General features: G+C 72.6%; 18 protein-coding genes. 15 read left to right on the top strand and 3 right to left on the bottom strand.

Annotation, left to right across the window (positions count from 1 at the left end; genetic code table 11):
* Window positions 1-279: 279 nt before the first annotated feature.
* The 4 genes from uvrA to FZ103_RS22290 all read left to right on the top strand — a co-directional run bounded on the left by uvrA (window position 280) and on the right by FZ103_RS22290 (window position 5,021).
* Window positions 280-3,114 (top strand): excinuclease ABC subunit UvrA, encoded by a 2,835-nt coding sequence (gene uvrA, locus FZ103_RS22305; RefSeq protein WP_156003749.1) that lies wholly within the window; start codon window positions 280-282, stop codon window positions 3,112-3,114.
* Between the two features lie 47 nt (window positions 3,115-3,161).
* On the top strand, window positions 3,162-3,701 hold the full coding sequence (locus FZ103_RS22300) for an RDD family protein (protein WP_156003748.1): 540 nt from the start codon (window positions 3,162-3,164) through the stop codon (window positions 3,699-3,701).
* Between the two features lie 53 nt (window positions 3,702-3,754).
* Window positions 3,755-4,465, top strand: a complete 711-nt coding sequence (locus tag FZ103_RS22295; RefSeq protein WP_156003747.1) for an RDD family protein — start codon at window positions 3,755-3,757, stop codon at window positions 4,463-4,465.
* A 106-nt stretch (window positions 4,466-4,571) separates the two neighbouring features.
* A complete protein-coding gene (locus FZ103_RS22290; RefSeq protein ID WP_156003746.1) occupies window positions 4,572-5,021 on the top strand; it encodes a Rieske (2Fe-2S) protein in 450 nt (149 codons plus the stop codon).
* A gap of 61 nt (window positions 5,022-5,082) precedes the next feature.
* On the opposite strand, the gene FZ103_RS22285 is transcribed toward FZ103_RS22290, so the two are convergent.
* The gene (locus FZ103_RS22285; RefSeq protein WP_186356674.1) at window positions 5,083-6,276 is read right to left on the bottom strand and encodes a mechanosensitive ion channel domain-containing protein; all 1,194 of its coding nucleotides are present in this window, start codon (window positions 6,274-6,276) and stop codon (window positions 5,083-5,085) included.
* A gap of 216 nt (window positions 6,277-6,492) precedes the next feature.
* On the opposite strand from FZ103_RS22285, the gene uvrC reads away from it, so the two are divergent.
* From uvrC to FZ103_RS22235, 10 genes are all read left to right on the top strand, one after another.
* On the top strand, window positions 6,493-8,643 hold the full coding sequence (uvrC, locus tag FZ103_RS22280) for an excinuclease ABC subunit UvrC (protein ID WP_156003744.1): 2,151 nt from the start codon (window positions 6,493-6,495) through the stop codon (window positions 8,641-8,643).
* On the top strand, window positions 8,633-9,532 hold the full coding sequence (gene rapZ / locus FZ103_RS22275; protein ID WP_156003743.1) for an RNase adapter RapZ: 900 nt from the start codon (window positions 8,633-8,635) through the stop codon (window positions 9,530-9,532). Before uvrC ends, rapZ begins: the two co-directional genes overlap by 11 nt.
* A 191-nt stretch (window positions 9,533-9,723) precedes the next feature.
* Entirely contained in the window at window positions 9,724-10,749 is a 1,026-nt protein-coding gene (gene yvcK, locus FZ103_RS22270) for a uridine diphosphate-N-acetylglucosamine-binding protein YvcK (protein ID WP_156003742.1), read from the top strand.
* A 123-nt stretch (window positions 10,750-10,872) separates the two neighbouring features.
* A complete protein-coding gene (locus FZ103_RS22265; protein WP_394350128.1) occupies window positions 10,873-11,268 on the top strand; it encodes a DUF488 domain-containing protein in 396 nt (131 codons plus the stop codon).
* Window positions 11,269-11,647: 379 nt separating this feature from the next.
* On the top strand, window positions 11,648-12,628 hold the full coding sequence (gene whiA, locus FZ103_RS22260; protein ID WP_156003740.1) for a DNA-binding protein WhiA: 981 nt from the start codon (window positions 11,648-11,650) through the stop codon (window positions 12,626-12,628).
* Between the two features lie 322 nt (window positions 12,629-12,950).
* The gene (gene gap / locus FZ103_RS22255) at window positions 12,951-13,955 is read left to right on the top strand and encodes a type I glyceraldehyde-3-phosphate dehydrogenase (RefSeq protein WP_186356673.1); all 1,005 of its coding nucleotides are present in this window, start codon (window positions 12,951-12,953) and stop codon (window positions 13,953-13,955) included.
* A gap of 105 nt (window positions 13,956-14,060) precedes the next feature.
* On the top strand, window positions 14,061-15,248 hold the full coding sequence (locus FZ103_RS22250) for a phosphoglycerate kinase (protein ID WP_156003739.1): 1,188 nt from the start codon (window positions 14,061-14,063) through the stop codon (window positions 15,246-15,248).
* A 55-nt stretch (window positions 15,249-15,303) separates the two neighbouring features.
* On the top strand, window positions 15,304-16,083 hold the full coding sequence (gene tpiA / locus FZ103_RS22245) for a triose-phosphate isomerase (RefSeq protein WP_156003738.1): 780 nt from the start codon (window positions 15,304-15,306) through the stop codon (window positions 16,081-16,083).
* Between the two features lie 301 nt (window positions 16,084-16,384).
* Complete coding sequence (gene secG / locus FZ103_RS25000; protein WP_186356672.1) at window positions 16,385-16,621, top strand: preprotein translocase subunit SecG; 237 nt, start codon at window positions 16,385-16,387, stop codon at window positions 16,619-16,621.
* 142 nt (window positions 16,622-16,763) lie between these two features.
* Window positions 16,764-17,135, top strand: coding sequence for an RNA polymerase-binding protein RbpA (locus FZ103_RS22235; protein ID WP_186356671.1), 372 nt, complete (start codon window positions 16,764-16,766; stop codon window positions 17,133-17,135).
* A 66-nt stretch (window positions 17,136-17,201) separates the two neighbouring features.
* Here FZ103_RS22235 and FZ103_RS22230 read toward each other — a convergent pair whose 3' ends face one another.
* Window positions 17,202-17,969, bottom strand: a complete 768-nt coding sequence (locus FZ103_RS22230; protein ID WP_156003736.1) for an IclR family transcriptional regulator — start codon at window positions 17,967-17,969, stop codon at window positions 17,202-17,204.
* A gap of 130 nt (window positions 17,970-18,099) precedes the next feature.
* Complete coding sequence (locus FZ103_RS22225) at window positions 18,100-18,267, bottom strand: hypothetical protein (protein WP_156003735.1); 168 nt, start codon at window positions 18,265-18,267, stop codon at window positions 18,100-18,102.
* An 85-nt stretch (window positions 18,268-18,352) separates the two neighbouring features.
* Between FZ103_RS22225 and FZ103_RS22220 the strand changes: the two genes are divergently transcribed.
* The gene (locus tag FZ103_RS22220) at window positions 18,353-19,312 is read left to right on the top strand and encodes a LysR family transcriptional regulator (RefSeq protein ID WP_156003734.1); all 960 of its coding nucleotides are present in this window, start codon (window positions 18,353-18,355) and stop codon (window positions 19,310-19,312) included.
* The last annotated feature ends 82 nt before the right edge of the window (window positions 19,313-19,394 follow it).

The raw sequence follows: 19,394 nt of genomic DNA, 5'->3' as shown, positions 1-19,394 counted from the left end.
CGGCTGTTCGTCTATAGTGGGTGTGCGGGGCGGCGCTGTCCGGACCGACGAGCCCGCACGCCCGCGGAAGAGCAGGCGCCCCCCGGCGGTCCGCCGCCGGGGGGCGGCGTTCCGCCGCGGAAGATTTGCCTGCGCCGAGTCGTTACCGTTAGAGGCCCGGGCAGCGCGGCCTCCGGCGCCCGATCCCACTCCTCGGCGAGCCGCAGCGCGCCCGGTGCGGGTCCGGGCCGTCCGTGCCGCCGCACGCGCGAGCCGAAGCCGAAGGGTGAAGAGAAGCACATGGCCGACGAGCTGGTGATCCGGGGCGCCCGGGAGCACAACCTCAAAGACGTCAAGGTCGACCTCCCGCGCGACTCCATGATCGTGTTCACCGGCCTGTCGGGGTCGGGCAAGTCCTCGCTCGCCTTCGACACCATCTTCGCCGAGGGCCAGCGCCGCTACGTGGAGTCGCTGTCGGCCTACGCCCGCCAGTTCCTCGGGCAGATGGACAAGCCCGACGTCGACTTCATCGAGGGCCTCTCGCCGGCGGTCTCCATCGACCAGAAGTCCACCAGCCGCAACCCCCGCTCCACCGTGGGCACCATCACCGAGGTCTACGACTACCTGCGGCTGCTGTGGGCGCGCATCGGCACCCCGCACTGCCCCCGGTGCCACCGCGAGATCGCCCGCCAGACCCCGCAGCAGATCGTCGACCGCGTCCTGGAGCTGCCCGAGGGCACCCGCTTCCAGGTGCTGGCACCGGTCGTGCGCGGGCGCAAGGGCGAGTACGCCGAGCTGTTCAAGGACCTGCAGACCAAGGGCTTCACCCGCGCGATGGTCGACGGCGCCATGGTGCGCCTGGACGAGGCCCCGGTGCTGAAGAAGTATGAGAAGCACGACATCTCGGTCGTCGTGGACCGGCTCACCGTCAAGGAGTCGGCCAAGAAGCGGCTCACCGACTCGGTCGAGACCGCGCTGCAGCTGGCCGGCGGCACCATCGTGCTCGACTTCGTCGACGAGCCCCAGGACGGCCCGGAGCGCGAGAAGGTGTTCTCCGAGCACCTGTACTGCCCCTACGACGACCTCTCCTTCGAGGAGCTGGAACCGCGCTCGTTCTCCTTCAACTCGCCCTACGGCGCCTGCCCCGACTGCGCCGGCCTGGGCACCCGCATGGAGGTCGATCCCGAGCTGCTGGTCCCCGACCCCGCCAAGACCCTCAACGAGGGCGCCATCGCCGTCTGGGCCAACGGCCACGCCATGGAGTACTTCGGCCGGCTCATCCAGGCGGTGGGCGAGGCGGTCGGCTTCGACATGGACACCCCCTGGGAGCGGCTGCCCAAGGCCGGCCGCAAGGCCCTGCTGGAGGGCCACGAGACCCAGGTGCACGTGCGCTACCGCAACCGCTACGGCCGCACCCGCTCCTACTACACCAGCTTCGAGGGCGCCATCCCCTGGCTGAAACGCCGCCACGCCGAAAGCGAGAGCGACACCGGGCGCGAGCGCTTCGAGGGCTACATGCGCACCGTGCCCTGCCCCACCTGCGAGGGCCGCCGCCTCAAGCCCGTGGTGCTCGCGGTGACCGTGGGCGGCACCTCCATCGCCGACGTCAGCGCGCTGCCGCTCAGCGAGTGCGCCCGGTTCCTGCGCGACCTCCAGCTCACCGAGCGCGAGCAGGTGATCGCCGCCCAGGTGCTCAAGGAGATCAACGCCCGGATGGGCTTCCTGCTGGACGTGGGCCTGGACTACCTCAGCCTGGAGCGCCCCGCCGCCTCGCTCTCGGGCGGCGAGGCCCAGCGCATCCGGCTGGCCACCCAGATCGGCTCCGGTCTCGTGGGCGTGCTCTACGTGCTGGACGAGCCCTCCATCGGGCTGCACCAGCGCGACAACTTCCGGCTGCTGGACACGCTGCGGCGGCTGCGCGACATCGGCAACACCCTCATAGTCGTCGAGCACGACGAGGACACCATCCGCCAGGCCGACTGGGTCGTCGACATCGGACCCGGCGCCGGCGAGCACGGCGGCGACGTCGTGGTCTCGGGTACGGTCGCGGACCTGCTGGCGAGCTCGTCCTCCATCACCGGCGACTACCTCACCGGCCGGCGCAGCATCGAGGTGCCGAAAATGCGCCGTCCCCGCGTCAAGGGGCGCGAGCTGGTGGTCAAGGGCGCCCGCGAGAACAACCTGCACGACATCGACGTCGCCTTCCCGCTGGGCGTGTTCACCGCGGTCACCGGCGTCTCGGGCTCCGGCAAGTCCACCCTGGTCAACGAGATCCTCTACAAGGCGCTGGCCAAGGAACTGCACGGGGCCAAGGCGGTCCCCGGCCGCCACACGCGGGTCAACGGGCTCAACCAGGTCGACAAGATCGTCCACGTCGACCAGAGCCCCATCGGTCGCACCCCGCGCTCCAACCCCGCCACCTACTGCGGGGTCTTCGACCACATCCGCAAGCTTTTCGCGCAGACCACCGAGGCCAAGATCCGCGGCTACCAGCCGGGCCGGTTCTCCTTCAACGTCAAGGGCGGCCGCTGCGAGGCGTGCGCGGGCGAGGGGACCATCCGCATCGAGATGCAGTTCCTGCCCGACGTGTACGTCCCCTGCGAGGTCTGCCACGGAGCGCGCTACAACCGCGAGACCCTGGACGTCCACTACAAGGGCAAGTCCATCGCCGACGTGCTGGACATGCCCATCGAGGAGGCGCTGGACTTCTTCGAGCCGATCTCGGCCATCCGGCGCCACATGCAGACCCTCAACGACGTCGGCCTGGGGTACGTGCGGCTGGGCCAGCCCGCCACCACCCTCTCCGGAGGCGAGGCCCAGCGGGTGAAACTCGCCTCGGAGCTGCAGCGGCGCTCCACCGGGCGCACCGTCTACGTGCTCGACGAGCCCACCACCGGGCTGCACTTCGAGGACATCCGCAAACTGCTGGGCGTGCTGGACCGGCTGGCCGACAGCGGCAACACGGTGATCGTCATCGAGCACAACCTCGACGTGATCAAGACCGCCGACTACGTGATCGACATGGGGCCCGAGGGCGGCTCCCGCGGCGGCACCGTCGTGGCCGCGGGCACTCCCGAGGAGGTCGCCAAGGTCGATGAGTCCTACACCGGGCACTTCCTCGCCAAGCTCGTATAGTCCTCACAGCGCCGAGATGCGGCGCGGGTGCGCGAAGGAGCAGCAGCATGAGTGAGGACACTCCCGCCGAGCGCCCGGCCGGGCTCCTGCGCCGCGTCGCGGCGCGGCTGATCGACCTCGTGGTGCTCACCGGGATCGCGCTGCTGTTCTCGGCCCTGGTGGTCAACACGGTGCCCGGCGCCGCGGACCCGATGCGCATGGAGATGGCGCCCCTCCTCGTCCTCTCGGTCGGGTTGTTCGCGATCTACCTGGCCTACGAGACCGCCTTCACCGCCCTCTACGGCGCCACCCCCGGCAAGCTCTACCTGCGGCTGCGGCTGGTCGCCGCCGACCCGGCGGTGGGTGCGCCGCGGGCGGGCGCCGCCGCGGTCCTCAAGCGGTCGGTGGTCCTCTACATCTCGGTGCTGCTCAACTTCGTGCCGATCGCCGGCTTCATCGCCCTGGTCGTCTCCGTCTATGCGGTGATCTCCGCCTTCTTCGACCGCCCGCGCCACCGCGGGCTGCACGACAAGGCGGGCGGAACCGCGGTCGTCAGCGGGACGACGGCCGATGCCGCTCCCCGCGGCGGCGGTGCCGGCGCCCGGTAGGGTCGATACGCGCCCGCCTGCGCCGGGCGGCGCGCGAGGAGGTGCCGATCCCGATGAGCTTCCCCCCGCCCTGGAACGAGGGCCCGGCCGCGTCCGGCCCCGCCGGCGGGCAGGCACCGCCGCCCTACCGTCCCGGCGGTGGCGCAGACGCCGGTCGGCCCCCGCCCTACCACCCCGGCGGCCAGGCGTTCGCGCCGCCGCACCGGCACCCGTCCGGCGGGCACCGCCCACCGCGGCCGGCCGCCGCCGCTTGGGGCGCCGAGCCCGGCCGCCACCGGCTGGCCGAGTGGTGGCAGCGCGCCGCGGCCCGGGTCATCGACACCCTGGCCGTGGGTGTTCCGGTGGTGGCCGTCTCGTTCGCCGTGGCGCTGATGTGGGCGGGCGCGCAGTCGCTGATGGGCTACGGCGGCGCGGTCGAGCGCAACACGGGAATCGTCTACGGGATCGTCGGATTCCTGGCGCTCGTGGGCTATGAGACGGTGTGCGTGAAGCGGTGGCGCCGCACGCTGGGCAAGCATGTGATGAAGCTGCGCGTCGCGCCGCTGAGCGGAGCCGGCCGCCAGGGCCCCATCCCGGTGGCGTCGATGGCGGCGCGGGCGGCGCTGTTCAACCTGCCCAACCTGGCCGGCGGGAACCCGGGATGGGCGATCCTGCTTTCGGCGCTGCTGCTGGTGCCGTGTGCGCTGTGGCCGCTGTGGGACCGGCCCAACCGCCAGGGCCTGCACGACAAGCTCGCCGGCACCGTCGTGCTGCGGACCGACTGAGGCGAGCCCGCCGGGCGGAGCGAGCGGGGGCGCGGGTGCCGGGGCACTCCCCATGCGGTACTACAGTCTGTAGTAATGAGGAACGGGCGAGGAGAGGAGCGGTGTCATGTGCTCGGGGCTTGAGTGCGCCTGCGGGGTCAGCCGGCGGCGGCTGATCGGGGTCGCCGGGGCCGCCGGGGCCGCCGCGCTGGGAGCGGCCGCCTGCGGGTCGCAGGAGAGCGGGCCCAAGCCCTACGACGCCGTACGGGGCACCGTGGTGGCCAAGACCGGTGAGGTCCCGGTCGGCGGGGGCAAGGTCGTGATCGACGGCAAGCTCGTGGTCACCCAGCCCCAGGAGGGCGACTTCCAGGCGTTCAGCGCGGTGTGCACGCACGCCGGCTGCACCATCCAGGAGGTCGAGCGCAACATCCACTGCCTGTGCCACGGCAGCGAGTTCGACATCGCCACCGGAGACGTCCTGCACGGGCCGGCGAACGAACCGCTGGAGCAGCTGTCGGTCACGGTGAAGGGCGAGGACATCGTCCTCGACGAGAAGTCCCCGCAGGGCGGGCGTTAAGGCGCGCCCGGGCAAGCGGGCGCGAGGGGGATCCTCTCGCCCGGGCGGACAGGGCCGCGGCTCAGGCCTCGCCCGAGCCGTCGCCGTCGCCGTCGCGGGTCTCGGAACCGCCCGAGCCGCTGACGGCCAGGGAGCCGTCGGGACCGGGGGAGCCCGTGCGCTCCGGCCGCGATCCGCGCACCGCGGAATCGGGGAACACCGCGGCGTAGGGCTCGGCCTCGCCGGCGGTGATGAACTCGGTGCGGCGCCGGGGCAGCGCCTCGGGCATGTTCTCGTTGATGTAGGTGATCAGGTGCTCGCGCAGGTCGCAGCACAGGTCCCAGCGGGCGTCGGAGTCGGCCGTGGTGACCACGGCCCGCAGCTGCACGATCCCGTCCTGGAGGATGTCGGTGGCCTGCAGCGACCAGCGGCGGCCGTCCCAGAGCGGGTGGTTGGCGACGTACTCGCCGACCTCTTGGCGGATCTTGCCGATCGGGGCCTCCCAGTCGACCTGGAACAGCACCCAGCCGGTGATCGAGGCGCCCTGCTTCGTCCAGTTCTCGAACGGGGTGGTGGCGAAGTAGGAGACGGGGACCACCAGGCGGCGCTCGTCCCACATGCGGATCACGACCGTGGTGAGGCTGAGTTCCTCGACGCGCCCCCATTCGCCCTGGAAGACGATGATGTCGTTGATCCGCAGCGCGTTGCTGAAGGCGAGCTGCAGGCCGGCGAACATGTTGCCGAGCGTGGACTGCGCGGCGATGCCCGCCACCACCGACAGGAGGCCGGCCGAGGCCAGCAGCCCGGCGCCCAGCCCCTGGACCGCGGGGAAGGTGAACAGGATGGCCGCGATCGCCAGCACGCCGATGATCGTGGCGACGATGCGGCGGAGCAGGCGCACCTGGGTCTGCAGGCGCCGCGAGTGGTGGTCGTCGTCGTCGTTGTTGGCGGAGAGCCGCTCCAGCACGGTGTCGGTCACCGCATAGGCCAGTCCCAGCGCGAACCACGTCATCACGGCGATCATCAGGATCGTCATGGCGTGGTCGATGATCGGGAACAGCGCGCGGTCGGGCATCTCGTCGCGCTCGGGCAGCGCGATGTTGACGCCGATGGCCACCGCGGCCGCGTAGGCGGACACCCGGCAGTGCCTGACCAGCGGCTGGGCCAGCGGTGAGACCTTGGCGAGCTGGTGGGTGAGCACCCAGTGCGCCACCGTGACGATGAGCACGGCGATCAGGACGGCGGCGCCGATCCCGACCCACTGCGTGAGACTCACGGGAACAGTCCCCCTCGCTTCTGGGAAACGGTCGATACTTGCCCAACCTAGGTCATGCAGATACCAAATCGTGACGTTCAGCAGGTGATCAAGAGCATGCAGGGCGGCCGTGCTCGCTGAAGAGGGCCGCCCCGACCGTCTTCGGGCCGCCGGAAGGCGTCCACAGGGCGCCGTGCGAAGTGGCCGAGCACCCTCGCGGCCGACCACAATGGGAGCATGGCAGCCCAACCCCATCTCCGGCCCCGTCCCGGGTCGATCCCCACCTCCCCGGGGGTCTACCGCTTCCGCGACGGCAACGGGCGGGTCATCTACGTGGGCAAGGCGAAGAACCTGCGCGCCCGGCTCTCCTCCTACTTCCAGGACTTCGCCGGACTGCACCCCCGCACCCAGACCATGGTCTCCACCGCCGCCGACGTCGACTGGACCGTCGTGGGCACCGAGGTCGAGGCGCTGCAGTTGGAGTACTCCTGGATCAAGGAGTACGACCCCCGGTTCAACGTCAAGTACCGCGACGACAAGAGCTACCCCTATCTCGCGGTCACCATGAACGAAGAGGTGCCCCGGGTCCAGGTGATGCGCGGCGCCAAGCGCAAGGGCGTGCGCTACTTCGGCCCCTACGGCCACGCATGGGCCATCCGCGAGACCGTCGACCTGCTGCTGCGCGTCTTCCCCGTGCGCACGTGCTCGGCCGGGGTCTTCCGCAGCGCCCGCAACGCGGGCCGGCCGTGTCTGCTGGGCTATATCGACAAGTGCTCGGCGCCCTGCGTCGGGCGCGTGGACGCCGACGAGCACCGCCGCCTGGCCGAGGACTTCTGCTCCTTCATGGCCGGCGACACCGGCCGCTTCATCCGCATTTTGGAGCAGCGGATGCGTGAGGCCGCCGCCGACCAGGAGTACGAGCGCGCCGCCCGCATCCGCGACGACATCCAGGCGCTGCGCACCGCGCTGGAGAAGCAGTCGGTCGTCCTGGGCGACTCCACCGACTGCGACGTCATCGCACTGGCCGAGGACCAGTTGGAGGCCGCCGCGCAGGTGTTCTACGTCCGCGGCGGGCGCATCCGCGGCCAGCGCGGCTGGGTCGTCGACAAGGTCGAGGACGTCGGCACCGGCGAGCTCGTCGAACGCTTCCTCGCCCAGACCTACGGAGGCAACGGCGCCGATCCCGCCGCGGGCGACGCCTCCGAGGGGACGGCCATCCCGCGCGAGGTGCTGGTCTCGGCCGAGCCCGCCGATCGCGACGCCGTGGTCGCCTGGCTCAGCGGCCGCCGCGGTTCGGCCGTCGACCTGCGGGTGCCCCAGCGCGGCGACAAGCGGACCCTGCTGGAGACCGTCGCCAAGAACGCCGAGCAGGCCCTGGCCCGGCACAAGACCCAGCGGGCCGGCGACCTCACCACGCGCAGTCGGGCGCTGGGCGAGATCCAGGAGGCCCTGGGGCTCGACGAGGCGCCGCTGCGCATCGAGTGCTTCGACGTCTCCAACCTCATGGGCGAGCACGTAGTGGCGTCCATGGTGGTCTTCGAGGACGGTTTGGCCCGCAAGTCGGAGTACCGCCGCTTCAGCATCCGCGGATCCGGGCGCGCCCAGGGCGCCGAGCAGAACGACGTCGCCTCGATGTACGAGGTGGTCAAACGGCGGTTCTCCCGCTATCTGGAGGAGAGCCGGCGCACCGGCGAACTCGACAGGCTGGGCGCCGAGACCGCCCCCGACACGGCCGGCGGGGATGGCGCCGCCGCCGGTACCGGCGATCGCCCCTCCGGCCCCGAGGACACCGAGGACACCGGTCCGGCTGAGGCGGGCGAGACCCTCGGCGCGGCGGATGCGGAGCGGCAGGCGCCCGCCAGGTTCGCCTATCCCCCTAACCTGGTGGTGGTCGACGGAGGTCGGCCGCAGGTGCAGGCGGCGCGGCGTGCCCTGGACGAACTCGGCATCGACGACATCGCGGTGTGCGGACTGGCCAAGCGGCTCGAAGAGGTCTGGCTGCCCGACGACGACGATCCGGTGATCCTGCCGCGTACCGGCGAGGGGCTCTACCTGCTCCAGCGCGTCCGGGACGAGGCCCACCGCTTCGCCATCACCTACCACCGCCAGAAGCGCGCCAAGGCGCTCACCGGCAGTGCGCTGGACGACGTCCCCGGGCTGGGGCCGACGCGGCGCAGCGCGCTGCTCAAGCACTTCGGCTCGGTCAAGAAGCTGGCGGCGGCGACGGAGGAGGAGATCGCCCAGGTGCCCGGCATCGGCAAGACCACCGCCGGGGTCATCCACGCGCGGCTCAGCGGCCAGGAGCGGGAAGGAAACCATGACAGGGGCGGCGTCCGCACGGGGGAACGCGGCAGGGCAGACGGAAGTGATCGGAACAATGGGGGATGACCAGCCGACCGGCAGTCTCAGCGGGGAGCTCCCGCCCGAGATCGTCGTCGTCACCGGCATGTCGGGCGCCGGCCGCAGCACCGCCGCGCGCGCTTTGGAGGACCTGGACTGGTTCGTCGTCGACAACCTGCCGCCGGGCCTGCTGCCGACCATGATCGACCTCGCGGGGCGCACCCAGGGCGCGGTGCCGCGGGTGGCCGCGGTGGTCGACGTCCGCAGCATGGCCTTCACGCAGGACCTGCTCTCCACGGTCGAGGAGCTGCGCCGCCGCGGTATCACCGCGCGCGTGGTCTTCCTGGAGGCCGGCGACGACGCCCTGGTGCGCCGCTTCGAGAACGTGCGCCGCCCCCACCCGCTGCAGGGCGACGGCCGCCTCACCGACGGCATCGCCCGCGAGCGCGAGACCCTGCGCGCCATCCGCGGCGAGGCCGATCTGGTCATCGACACCTCCCAGCTCAACGTCCACCAGCTCAAGGCCAAGGTCATCGGCTTCTTCGGCGAGGCCGAGGAGGCGCGCCCGCGCGCCAACGTGGTGTCGTTCGGCTACAAGCACGGCCTGCCCGTCGACGCCGACCTCGTGCTGGACTGCCGGTTCCTGCCCAACCCCCACTGGATCCCCGAGCTGCGGGCCATGAACGGCCGCGACGCCCCGGTGCGCGAGTATGTGCTGGCCCAAAACGGCGCAAAGGAGATGATCGACTCCTATGCCGAGGTGCTGCGCCTGATCATCGACGGGTATCAGCGCGAGGGCAAGCACTACATGACCCTGGCCGTGGGCTGCACCGGCGGCAAGCACCGCAGCGTCGCCATGGCCGAGCGGTTCGGCGAGCGGCTCCGCGAGCAGGGGCTGGAGGTCCACGTCGTGCACCGCGACCTCGGCCAGGAGTGAGCCGCGCGTCCGCGGGGCACCGCCGCCGACGGACGGCGCAAAACCGGCGATGATCCCGACGCGGGACGAAAACCCATAAGGCACGCTCTAGAGTTGGCCCAACCCGTGGCGGCCACCGCGCACCTGCACTGCGCGGCGAGAGCGCCGGCGGCTGTCCGCTGAACACCGGGACACGAGGTACGCACAGGCACATGGCAAACAACATCCCCGCCGACGAGGACGGGAGGCCCGCAGGCGGCGCGGCCGCGGAGGCCGCCGCCGACGACGGGCCGGGGACGACGCCTCCGCGGGTCGTGGCGCTGGGCGGGGGGCACGGCCTGCACGCCTCGCTGTCGGCGCTGCGCCGGGTCACCACCGACGTCACCGCCGTGGTGACCGTCGCCGACGACGGCGGCTCCAGCGGGCGGCTGCGCAAGGAGCTGGGCGTCCTGCCGCCGGGCGACCTGCGCATGGCGCTGGCCGCCCTGTGCGGCGACGACGAGTGGGGCCACACCTGGAGCGAGGTCATCCAGCACCGCTTCCGCTCCGAGGGCGACCTCCACGGCCACGCGGTGGGCAATCTGCTCATCGTGGCCCTGTGGGAGCTGCTCGGCGACTCCGTGGCCGGCCTGGACTGGGTGGGCCAGCTGCTGGGCGCGCACGGCCGCGTACTGCCGATGTCCTCGGTCCCGCTGGACATCGTGGCCGAGGTCGAGGGGGCCGATCCCGCGCGCCCCTTCGAGATCAGCACGGTCCGCGGCCAGGTGGCCTGCGCCAGCACCCGCGGCCGGGTCCGTTCGATCTCCCTGGTGCCCGAGGCGCCCCCGGCCTCCCACCAGGCGGTCAAGGCGGTGCGCGAGGCGGACTGGGTGGTGTTCGGTCCGGGCTCGTGGTTCACCAGCGTGCTGCCGCACCTGCTGGTGCCTGAACTGGCCCAGGCCCTGGTCGAGACCACCGCCCGCCGCATGGTAGCGCTCAACCTCTCGCCGCAGAAGGGCGAGACCGACGGCTTCCGCCCCGAGACCTACCTGGAGGTGCTGGCCGCCCACGCGCCGCGGCTGACCCTCGACGCGGTGCTGGCCGACACCCGGGTGGTCGACGACACCAGCCGGGTCGGCGACGTCGCCAAGGAGATGGGCGGCCGCCTGTTCGTACGCGACGTCGCAGCCGCCGACGGCGCGCCGCGCCACGATCCCGACCGGCTCGCCGCCGCCTTCGACGAGGTCTTCCTCGCCTGATCGGGCACGCCGCCGAGGAGCCGGCCGCGGCTGCGCCGTGCGGGCCGGCGGCTCTGCCGCGGCCGGTGAGTGGGCTGCGGCCGCGGGGGTTGGGCGAGTCGATCGGCGGGCATGCAAGCCGACGTGGGCAGGCAGCACGGCAGCGATCGCGGCGGCGGCGACGTCCGCCTCGTCCGCGTGCGCGACACCCTGGGCCAGGACCCGCCGCCCGGCCGCGTGTTCCTGGTCGACCGGCTGTGGCCGCGCGGGGTGCGCAAGACGTCCCTGCACTACGACGCCTGGCTGCAGGACGCCGCGCCCAGCACCGAGCTGCGCCGCTGGTTCCATGCCGACCCCGACCGGTGGGAGGAGTTCGTCCGGCACTACCGCGCCGAGCTCTCCGACAACCCCGAGGCCCTGCGGCCCATCCGCGAGGCCCTCGCCGAAGGCCCCGTCACCCTCCTCTACGGCGCCCGCGATACCGAGCGCAACCACGCCGTGGTGCTGCGCGACTTCCTGCTGGAGACCGAGGCGGTGTAGCGCGGCCCGGCCCCGCGGGAGCACATCGGCGGGACGGGGAGCGGGTGTGCGATGTCGCGTTCCCCGCGGGATGGGCGGCGGTGCTTGCGAGCGTTGGCCCGGGGAGGGGCCGGACCCGGCGGCCCGCGCAGCGGCGCCGCGTGTACCCGGATGGGGTCCCCGGTGCCCCGCGCGCTGCGGCGGTCCCGTCGGGGCCGAGCAGGATTCGGCAGAGACCGGCACGGATCGGAAATTGCGACTCGCCGTATTGAGCAGGGACTCTGGACACGCGGCCGGGGGTCTGGCCATCGCTGCCAGGTTCAGTAGGCTCGACCAGGGAGCGCATGGTCGGCGGGCCGCGCTAGGCATGTGGAGTTCGAGTATCGAGGGGACGGCGTCCATGGCGATGACCGGCGTGGTGAAGGACGAGTTGAGCCGGCTGACCGTTCTCAAGCCGTGTTGCCGCAAGGCCGAGGTCTCCACGATCCTGCGCTTCACCGGCGGCCTGCACCTGGTCAGCGGCCGTATCGTCATCGAGGCCGAGCTGGACACCGGGGCGGCGGCGCGCCGCCTGCGCAAGGACATCTCCGAGGTCTTCGGCCACGAGTCCGAGGTCGTCGTGCTGGCCCCCAGCGGCCTGCGCAAGGGCAACCGCTACGTCGTACGCGTCATCAAGGACGGCGAGAGCCTGGCCCGCCAGACCGGGCTGATCGACAACAACGGCCGCCCGGTGCGGGGCCTGCCCCGCCACGTGGTCGCCGGCGGCTCCTGCGACGCCGAGTCGGCCTGGCGCGGCGCCTTCATCGCCCACGGTTCGCTGACCGAGCCGGGGCGCTCGATGTCGCTGGAGGTCACCTGCCCCGGCCCCGAGGCGGCGCTGGCGCTGGTCGGCGCGGCCCGGCGGCTGAAGGTGCACGGAAAGGCGCGCGAGGTCCGCGGCGTCGACCGGGTGGTCGTGCGCGACGGCGACTCCATCGGCGCCCTGCTGACCCTGCTCGGCGCGCACGAGAGCGTGCTGGCCTGGGAGGAGCGCCGCATGCGCCGCGAGGTGCGCGCGACCGCCAACCGGCTGGCCAACTTCGACGACGCCAACCTGCGCCGCAGCGCCCGCGCGGCCGTGGCGGCGGGCGCCCGGGTCGAGCGGGCGCTGGAGATCCTCGGCGACGAGGCGCCCGACCACCTGGTGGCCGCCGGGCGGCTGCGCCTGGCCCACAAGCAGGCGTCGCTGGAGGAGCTGGGCCAACTGTCCTCGCCCCCGCTGACCAAGGACGCGATCGCCGGGCGGATCCGCCGCCTGCTGGCGATGGCCGACAAGCGGGCCTGTGACCTGGGCATCCCCGGTACCGAGGCGAACCTGACCGCGGACATGCTCGTCCCCTGACCGGGCCGGGCGCCCGCCGCCGCGGGGGAGCCGCGCGCACCTCGCCGAGCGCCGCCCAGCCCCGCGGCTGTGCGGTTTTGTGACGGCTCGCGACGTGCGGAAAACTTCGGAAAATGGTCTAGACCTCTACCGGGAAGCGGTGCGAGCATGGTCCGGGCGCCGGCGTCTGCCGCCGAGGGTGCCGCGACCGGGCCGGTGACGGCCCGCCCAGCGGTGGAGCGATAGGCTCGGAAGAGACATCCCGGCGCTCAACTTCCGCGGTCGGGCCCCGCTAGCCGGCCGTGACGGCAGTACCCACCAACACGTGAGGAGTTTGGTTACCGTGACCATCCGTGTAGGCGTGAACGGTTTCGGCCGGATTGGCCGCAACTTCTGGCGCGCGGCCCGCGCCGCCGGCAGCGAGGTCGAGATCGTCGCGGTCAACGACCTCACCGACAACGCCACGCTCGCCCACCTGCTCAAGTACGACACCGTGCTGGGCACGCTGGAGGGCGACGTCGAGGTCGGCAGCGACAGCATCCGGGTCGGCAGCGCATCGGTGAAGACCATCGAGGAGAAGGACCCCGGCAAGCTGCCGTGGGGCGACCTGGGCGTGGACGTCGTCATCGAGTCCACCGGCCGCTTCACCAAGGCCGAGGACGCCAAGAAGCACATCGACGCCGGTGCCAAGAAGGTGATCGTCTCGGCCCCGGCCAAGGGCGAGGACCTCACCCTCGTCATGGGCGTGAACGACGACAAGTACGACCCCGCCCAGCACCACATCATCTCCAACGCCTCGTGCACCACCAACTGCGTGGCGCCGATGGCCAAGACGCTGCTGGACAACTTCGGCATCGTCAAGGGCCTGATGACCACGACCCACGCGTACACCAACGACCAGGTCATCCTGGACTTCCCGCACAAGGACCTGCGCCGCGCCCGCGCCGCCGCGCAGAACATCATCCCGACCACCACGGGAGCGGCCAAGGCCACCTCCCTGGTGCTGCCCGAGCTGCAGGGCAAGCTCGACGGCATCGCGATGCGTGTGCCCGTCTCCGACGGCTCGGTCACCGACCTCGTCGTGGAGCTGGAGCGCGAGGCCAGCGCCGAGGAGGTCAACGCCGCGTTCAAGGCCGCCTCCGAGGGCGAGCTCAAGCAGGTGCTGACCTACACCGAGGACCCGATCGTCTCCTCCGACATCGTCGGCAGCCCGGCCTCCTGCACGTTCGACTCCAGCCTGACCATGGCCTTCGGCAACACCGTCAAGATCATCGGCTGGTACGACAACGAATGGGGCTACTCCAACCGCCTCGTGGACGCGGCCAAGCTGGTCGGCTCGCGCCTCTGACCGGACGACCCCGGCCGTGCCGGCATGCGTGCGGCGCCCCCGCCCTGCGGGCCGGGGCGCCGCACGCCGCATCGGCGCGGCCTCATCCCGCGGAAGGAGAGCTTCATGCGCACCATCGACGACCTCGAGGTCTCCGGTAAGCGCGTGTTCGTCCGGGCGGATCTCAACGTGCCCCTCGACGGCGACCGCATCACCGACGACGGCCGGATCCGCGCCAGCGTGCCCACCATCGACGCCCTGCGCCGGCGCGGGGCGCGCGTGGTGGTGGCCGCGCACCTGGGCCGCCCCAAGGGCGCCCCCGACCCCGCCTACTCGCTGCGCCCGGTCGCCGCGCGCTTGGGCGAGCTGCTGGGCACCGAGGTCGGCTTCGCCACCGACACCGCGGGGGAGTCCGCCCGCGCCACGAGTGCCGCGCTGGCCGACGGCGAGGTGGCCGTGGTCGAGAACCTGCGCTTCGAGCCCGGCGAGACCAGCAAGGACGACGCCGAGCGCGGCGAGTTCGCCGACCGCCTGGCCCAGCTCGCCGACTTCTACGTCGGCGACGGCTTCGGCGCGGTGCACCGCAAGCACGCCAGCGTCTTCGACCTGCCCCACCGGCTGCCGCACGCCGTGGGCGGCCTGGTGCTGGCCGAGGTGGAGGTGCTGCGCACCCTCACCGGCGACCCGGCCCGCCCCTACGCGGTGGTGCTGGGCGGTTCCAAGGTCTCCGACAAGCTCGGTGTGATCGACAACCTGCTGGGTACCGCCGACCGCCTGCTGATCGGCGGCGGCATGGTCTTCACCTTCCTCAAGGCCCGGGGCTACGAGGTGGGCTCCAGTCTGCTGGAGGCCGACCAGCTCGACACCGTGCGCGAGTACCTCGACCGCGCGGAAAAGCAGGGTGTGGAGATCGTGCTGCCGGTCGACGTGGTGGCCGCCGAGTCGTTCTCGGCCGACGCCCCGCACGGACCGGCCGACGCCGACGCCATCCCCGCCGACCGCATGGGCCTGGACATCGGCCCCAAGAGCCGGGAGCTGTTCGCCGCCAAGCTGTCCGACGCCCGCACCGTGTTCTGGAACGGGCCGATGGGCGTCTTCGAGATGGAGCCCTACTCCCACGGCACCCGCGCGCTGGCCCAGGCCCTCCTGGACTCCGGCGCCTTCACCGTTGTGGGCGGCGGCGACTCCGCGGCCGCGGTGCGCGCCCTGGGCTTCGACGAGTCGGCGTTCGGCCACATCTCCACCGGCGGCGGGGCCAGCCTGGAGTACCTGGAGGGCAAGACCCTGCCGGGCATCGAGGCCCTGGACGACTGACCCCCCGGCCGGCGGCCTCCGCCGGCCGCCTCTGCAGCCAAGGAAGACACACGACATGGCAGACCCCAAGCGCAAACCGCTGATCGCGGGCAACTGGAAGCTCAACAACAACCACCTCGAAGCCATCGCGCTGGTGCAGAAGGTCGCGTTCGCGCTGAACGACCGCGACTTCGACGCCGCCGAGGTCGTCGTGCTTCCGCCGTTCACGAGCCTGCGCAGCGTGCAGACCCTCGTCGACGGCGACAAGCTGCGCATCGGCTACGGCGCCCAGGACATCTCCCCCCACGAGAAGGGCGCCTACACCGGCGAGATCTCCGGTCCCATGCTCGCCAAGCTGGGCTGCTCCTATGCGCTGGCGGGCCACTCCGAGCGCCGCGAGTACCACCATGAGGACGACGCGGTCGTCAACGCCAAGGTGAAGGCGGCCTTCGCCGCCGGCATCGCGCCGGTCCTGTGCCTGGGCGAGGGCCTGGACGTGCGCAAGGCCGGCGGCCAGGTCTCCCACACGCTCGCGCAGCTGGAGGGGGCCCTCAAGGACGTCACCGCCGAGCAGGCCGCCGAGCTCGTGGTGGCCTACGAGCCGGTGTGGGCGATCGGCACCGGCGAGGTCGCCACCCCCGAGGACGCCCAGGAGGTGTGCAGCGCCCTGCGCGAGCGGCTGGGCGAGCTGTACTCCGACGAGGTCTCCGGCGCGGTCCGCATCCTCTACGGCGGTTCGGTCAAGGCCGACAACATCGCCGGGATCATGGAGCAGGACGACGTCGACGGCGCCCTCGTCGGCGGGGCCAGCCTCAAGCCCGACGAGTTCGCCAAGCTGGCCCGACTGGGCCGATGACCTGCGCGGCCGGCCGGCCGCGCCGCCTCGGGTGCGCGCCGCCGGCCGGCCGACGGTGCCGTTTTGCCGCCGCCGAGCCGGTTTCGACTGCCCGAAACGGCCGCGGCGGCGGCGAACGCGGGTTAGAATGCGCGGAGCCCGTCGTCGCGGCGGGCCGGTGTCCACAGGGCACACGGTAGAATCCAAGGAGCGCCCTCGGCCCCCTCTTCTCCGGCCGCCCGATCGGCGGGTCGGACGAGTGGGCGGTGCGCGGGCCCAAGTCGTCAATTCCCCCACTCGGGGTCGAGTTACGGGTGAGCGTGTGATCCTCGGTCTGTCCATCGTCGTGATGCTCTGCAGCGTGCTGCTGGTCCTGATGGTGCTCTTGCACAAGGGCAAGGGCGGCGGCCTCTCCGACCTGTTCGGGGGCGGCGTCACGTCCTCCCTGGGCGGTTCCTCCGTGGTCGAGCGCAACCTCGACCGGCTGACGGTCGCAACCGGACTGGTGTGGATCGTCGCGGTCGTGGTCCTCGGGCTGATGCTCAACCAGGGCGCCTAGCCCGGCCCTTCTCGGCTCCGTTCGCGAGCCCCGCTTCCACCGCGCTCCCCGCGCGGTCCTGTCGCGCCGCACCGTGCCGCCGTGCGGCGTGCTTTCCCGTTTCCCCTTAGCCGGGGCGTGTTGTCCGACGAAGGAGTTTTCCGTGGGTAGTGGCAGCGCAATCCGTGGCAGCCGCGTCGGTGCCGGCCCGATGGGCGAGGCCGAGCGCGGCGAGTCGGCGCCGCGCATCCGGGTTCCGTTCTACTGCGCCAACAAGCACGAGGTCGTGCCGAGCTTCGCGCACGAGGCGGCGGTCCCCGAGGAATGGGACTGCCCCCGCTGCGGCTTCCCGGCGGGCAAGGACCCGCAGAACCCCCCGGCGCCGCCGCGCACGGAGCCCTACAAGACCCACCTGGCCTACGTGAAGGAGCGCCGCAGCGAGGAGGAGGGCCGCCTCATCCTCGACGAGGCCCTCGCCAAGCTGCGCGCCGAGCGGGCCGAGGTCGAGGCCTACATGAAGGCCAACGCCAACTAGCGGCGCCCGGATTCGGCCGTCCGTGCGGGCGCGGCGCGCCCCGGGCCGCCGCGCCCCGCATCTTGCTCAGTCCGGCTCGGGTCGGCGCCCGCCCAGGCGGCGGGTCAGTTCTGCCGCCGCGTCGCGGGCCCCCGCTGCCAGCGCCGCCGCGGTCACCGGGCGCGCGCTGGGGACGGTGAGGCTGATCGCGGCCGCCGGTGCGGCGTTGTGGTCGAAGGCCGCAGCGGCCACCGAGGAGAAGCCCTCGGCCACCTGTCCCTCCTCGACCGAGTAGCCGTCCCGCCGCTCGCGCGCCAGCACCTCGCGCAGTTCGGCCGGCCCCGACGGGCCGCGCCCCGTGCGGTCCACGAAGTTCTCCGCCGCCGGATAGAGCGCGCGCACCTGGGCCCGCGGCAGCCGCGCCAGCAGCGCGCGCCCCGACGCCGTCAGGTGGGCCGGCAGCCGCACGCCCACACCGGTGACGAGCGCGGGAGCGTGCGAGGGCTGCTCCTTGAGCAGGTAGAGCGTGTCCGCGCCGTGCAGCACGCCCAGGTGCGCCGTCGCCCCCGTCTCCTCGACCAATCGCCGCAGCAGCGGCTGCGCCAGCCGCTCCAACGGCCCGTGGCGCAGATAGGCCGAGCCGATCTCGAAGGCCGCCACCCCCAGTCCCCACCGGCGCTCCTCGGGCAGGTGGGTGACGAATCCTTCCTCGGCCAGGGCCTCCAGCAGCTGGTACACGCTTGACCGCGGCAGCTCCAGCTCCGCGGCCGCCACCGCCGCCGAGACCGGCCCCGGGCGGGTGGCCAGGAACCGCAGCAGCCGCAGCGCCCGCGTGGCCGCCGGGACATGGCTCATGGCCAGATTGTGGCACGTCGGAGGCGATCCCCGGCGGGCCGTGCCGGACGCGGCACCGACCGCCCGCTTGCCGGGGCGGGCCGCCGGAGCGCGTCCCGGCGCGGAATCCGCCGAGGGCACCACCCGCGGGCTACGCGCCCCGGCCCCCGCCCGGCACGCTCAGGGAGCGGACCTGGAGCCGGCCGCAGGCGCAGCGGGTGTAGACGACCATCCCGGTCGAGGTCAGGTGCCGCGAGACGACCTGGTAGATCTCCGACTCCGGCCAGCCGCAGTCGGGGCAGACCCGTGTGCCGTTCATGCAGGATTCCATGGGTCCAGTCTGGTGGCGGTCTTTCTTCACGTCCATCTGAACTTTTTGCAGGAAACCGTGTAGTTTGGCCTACATGTTCGATCTCCGGCGGCTGCGCGTGCTGCGAGCGGTCCACCACCACGGGACCGTTACCGGCGCGGCCGAAGCGCTGCATCTGACCCCCTCGGCGGTCTCCCAGCAGATCCGCCAGCTCGCGCGCGAACTCGGTGTCACCCTGCTGGAACCCGAAGGCCGCCGCGTGCGGCTCACCTCGGCGGCCCATGTGCTGCTGGACCACGCCGACGCCCTGAGCACCCGCTGGGAGCAGGCCGTGGCCGACCTCGCGCGCCACGCCGAAGGCGCCGCGGGCCCGCTGCGCATGGCCGGCTACCCCACGGGCATCGCCATGCTGCTGGCCCCGGCCACCGCGCGGCTGCGCCGCAGCCACCCCGAGCTGCGGACCTCGGTGCTGGAGGCCGAGACCGGCGAGTGCTTCGACATGCTGCTGGGCGGCAGCGCCGACATCGCCGTCTTCGTGCCCGACCCCGCCTATCCGCCGGCCGACGACCGCCGCTTCGACCAGCGGGTCCTCGTCGAGGACCCCCAGGACCTGCTGGTTCCGGCCGACCACCCGCTGGCGGCGCGCCCCCGGGTGGAGCTGGCCGACGCCGTCCGCGAGGACTGGGTCGTCGCCGACACCAGCTGCAACCACGCCTGGATGGTCCACGTGGCCTGTTCGGCCGCCGGGTTCACCCCGCGCATCGCCCACCGCGCCACCGACTGGGTCGGCGCCACCGCCCTGGTCGCCCACGGGCTGGGCGTGGCCCTGGTGCCCCGGCTGCTGCCCGTCGCCGCCGACTACCCGGTGGTCCGGGTGCGGCTGCACGGGACGCCGCAGCCGTCGCGGTCGATCCTGACCGCAGTGCGCAGCGGCAGTGCCGACCACCCCGTCGTCGCGCTCGGGCTCGCGGCGCTCGCCGAGACCGCCACGGCGCCGAGTGCCCCGGCGAGTGAACAGGAGGCGCCGCCTCAGGCGCCCGTCCCCGCGCGCTGATCTCGGGCCGCGGCCCAGGCGTCTGAAATCTCGGACACAACCTGGGCGCGGGGGCTCGCGCCGGGGGCCGGCATGCGCGTCC

The sequence above is a fragment of the Streptomonospora sp. PA3 genome, assembly GCF_009728995.1.
Classification (GTDB): Bacteria; Actinomycetota; Actinomycetes; order Streptosporangiales; family Streptosporangiaceae; genus Streptomonospora.
The sequence above is the reverse complement of the archived record's forward strand: the minus strand, read 5'-3'. Positions and strand labels throughout refer to the sequence as shown.

What these genes read in the sequence shown, in the direction of transcription:
- FZ103_RS22295 (WP_156003747.1), top strand. Translation starts at nt 3,755, where the DNA reads ATGAGCTTCCCCCCGCCCTGGAACGAGGGCCCGGCCGCGTCCGGCCCC.
- FZ103_RS22290 (WP_156003746.1), top strand. Translation starts at nt 4,572, where the DNA reads ATGTGCTCGGGGCTTGAGTGCGCCTGCGGGGTCAGCCGGCGGCGGCTG.
- FZ103_RS22225 (WP_156003735.1), bottom strand. Translation starts at nt 18,267, where the DNA reads ATGAACGGCACACGGGTCTGCCCCGACTGCGGCTGGCCGGAGTCGGAG.
- uvrC (WP_156003744.1), top strand. Translation starts at nt 6,493, where the DNA reads ATGGCAGCCCAACCCCATCTCCGGCCCCGTCCCGGGTCGATCCCCACC.
- FZ103_RS22250 (WP_156003739.1), top strand. Translation starts at nt 14,061, where the DNA reads ATGCGCACCATCGACGACCTCGAGGTCTCCGGTAAGCGCGTGTTCGTC.
- whiA (WP_156003740.1), top strand. Translation starts at nt 11,648, where the DNA reads ATGGCGATGACCGGCGTGGTGAAGGACGAGTTGAGCCGGCTGACCGTT.
- FZ103_RS22300 (WP_156003748.1), top strand. Translation starts at nt 3,162, where the DNA reads ATGAGTGAGGACACTCCCGCCGAGCGCCCGGCCGGGCTCCTGCGCCGC.
- uvrA (WP_156003749.1), top strand. Translation starts at nt 280, where the DNA reads ATGGCCGACGAGCTGGTGATCCGGGGCGCCCGGGAGCACAACCTCAAA.
- rapZ (WP_156003743.1), top strand. Translation starts at nt 8,633, where the DNA reads ATGGGGGATGACCAGCCGACCGGCAGTCTCAGCGGGGAGCTCCCGCCC.
- yvcK (WP_156003742.1), top strand. Translation starts at nt 9,724, where the DNA reads ATGGCAAACAACATCCCCGCCGACGAGGACGGGAGGCCCGCAGGCGGC.
- FZ103_RS22220 (WP_156003734.1), top strand. Translation starts at nt 18,353, where the DNA reads ATGTTCGATCTCCGGCGGCTGCGCGTGCTGCGAGCGGTCCACCACCAC.
- tpiA (WP_156003738.1), top strand. Translation starts at nt 15,304, where the DNA reads ATGGCAGACCCCAAGCGCAAACCGCTGATCGCGGGCAACTGGAAGCTC.
- FZ103_RS22230 (WP_156003736.1), bottom strand. Translation starts at nt 17,969, where the DNA reads ATGAGCCATGTCCCGGCGGCCACGCGGGCGCTGCGGCTGCTGCGGTTC.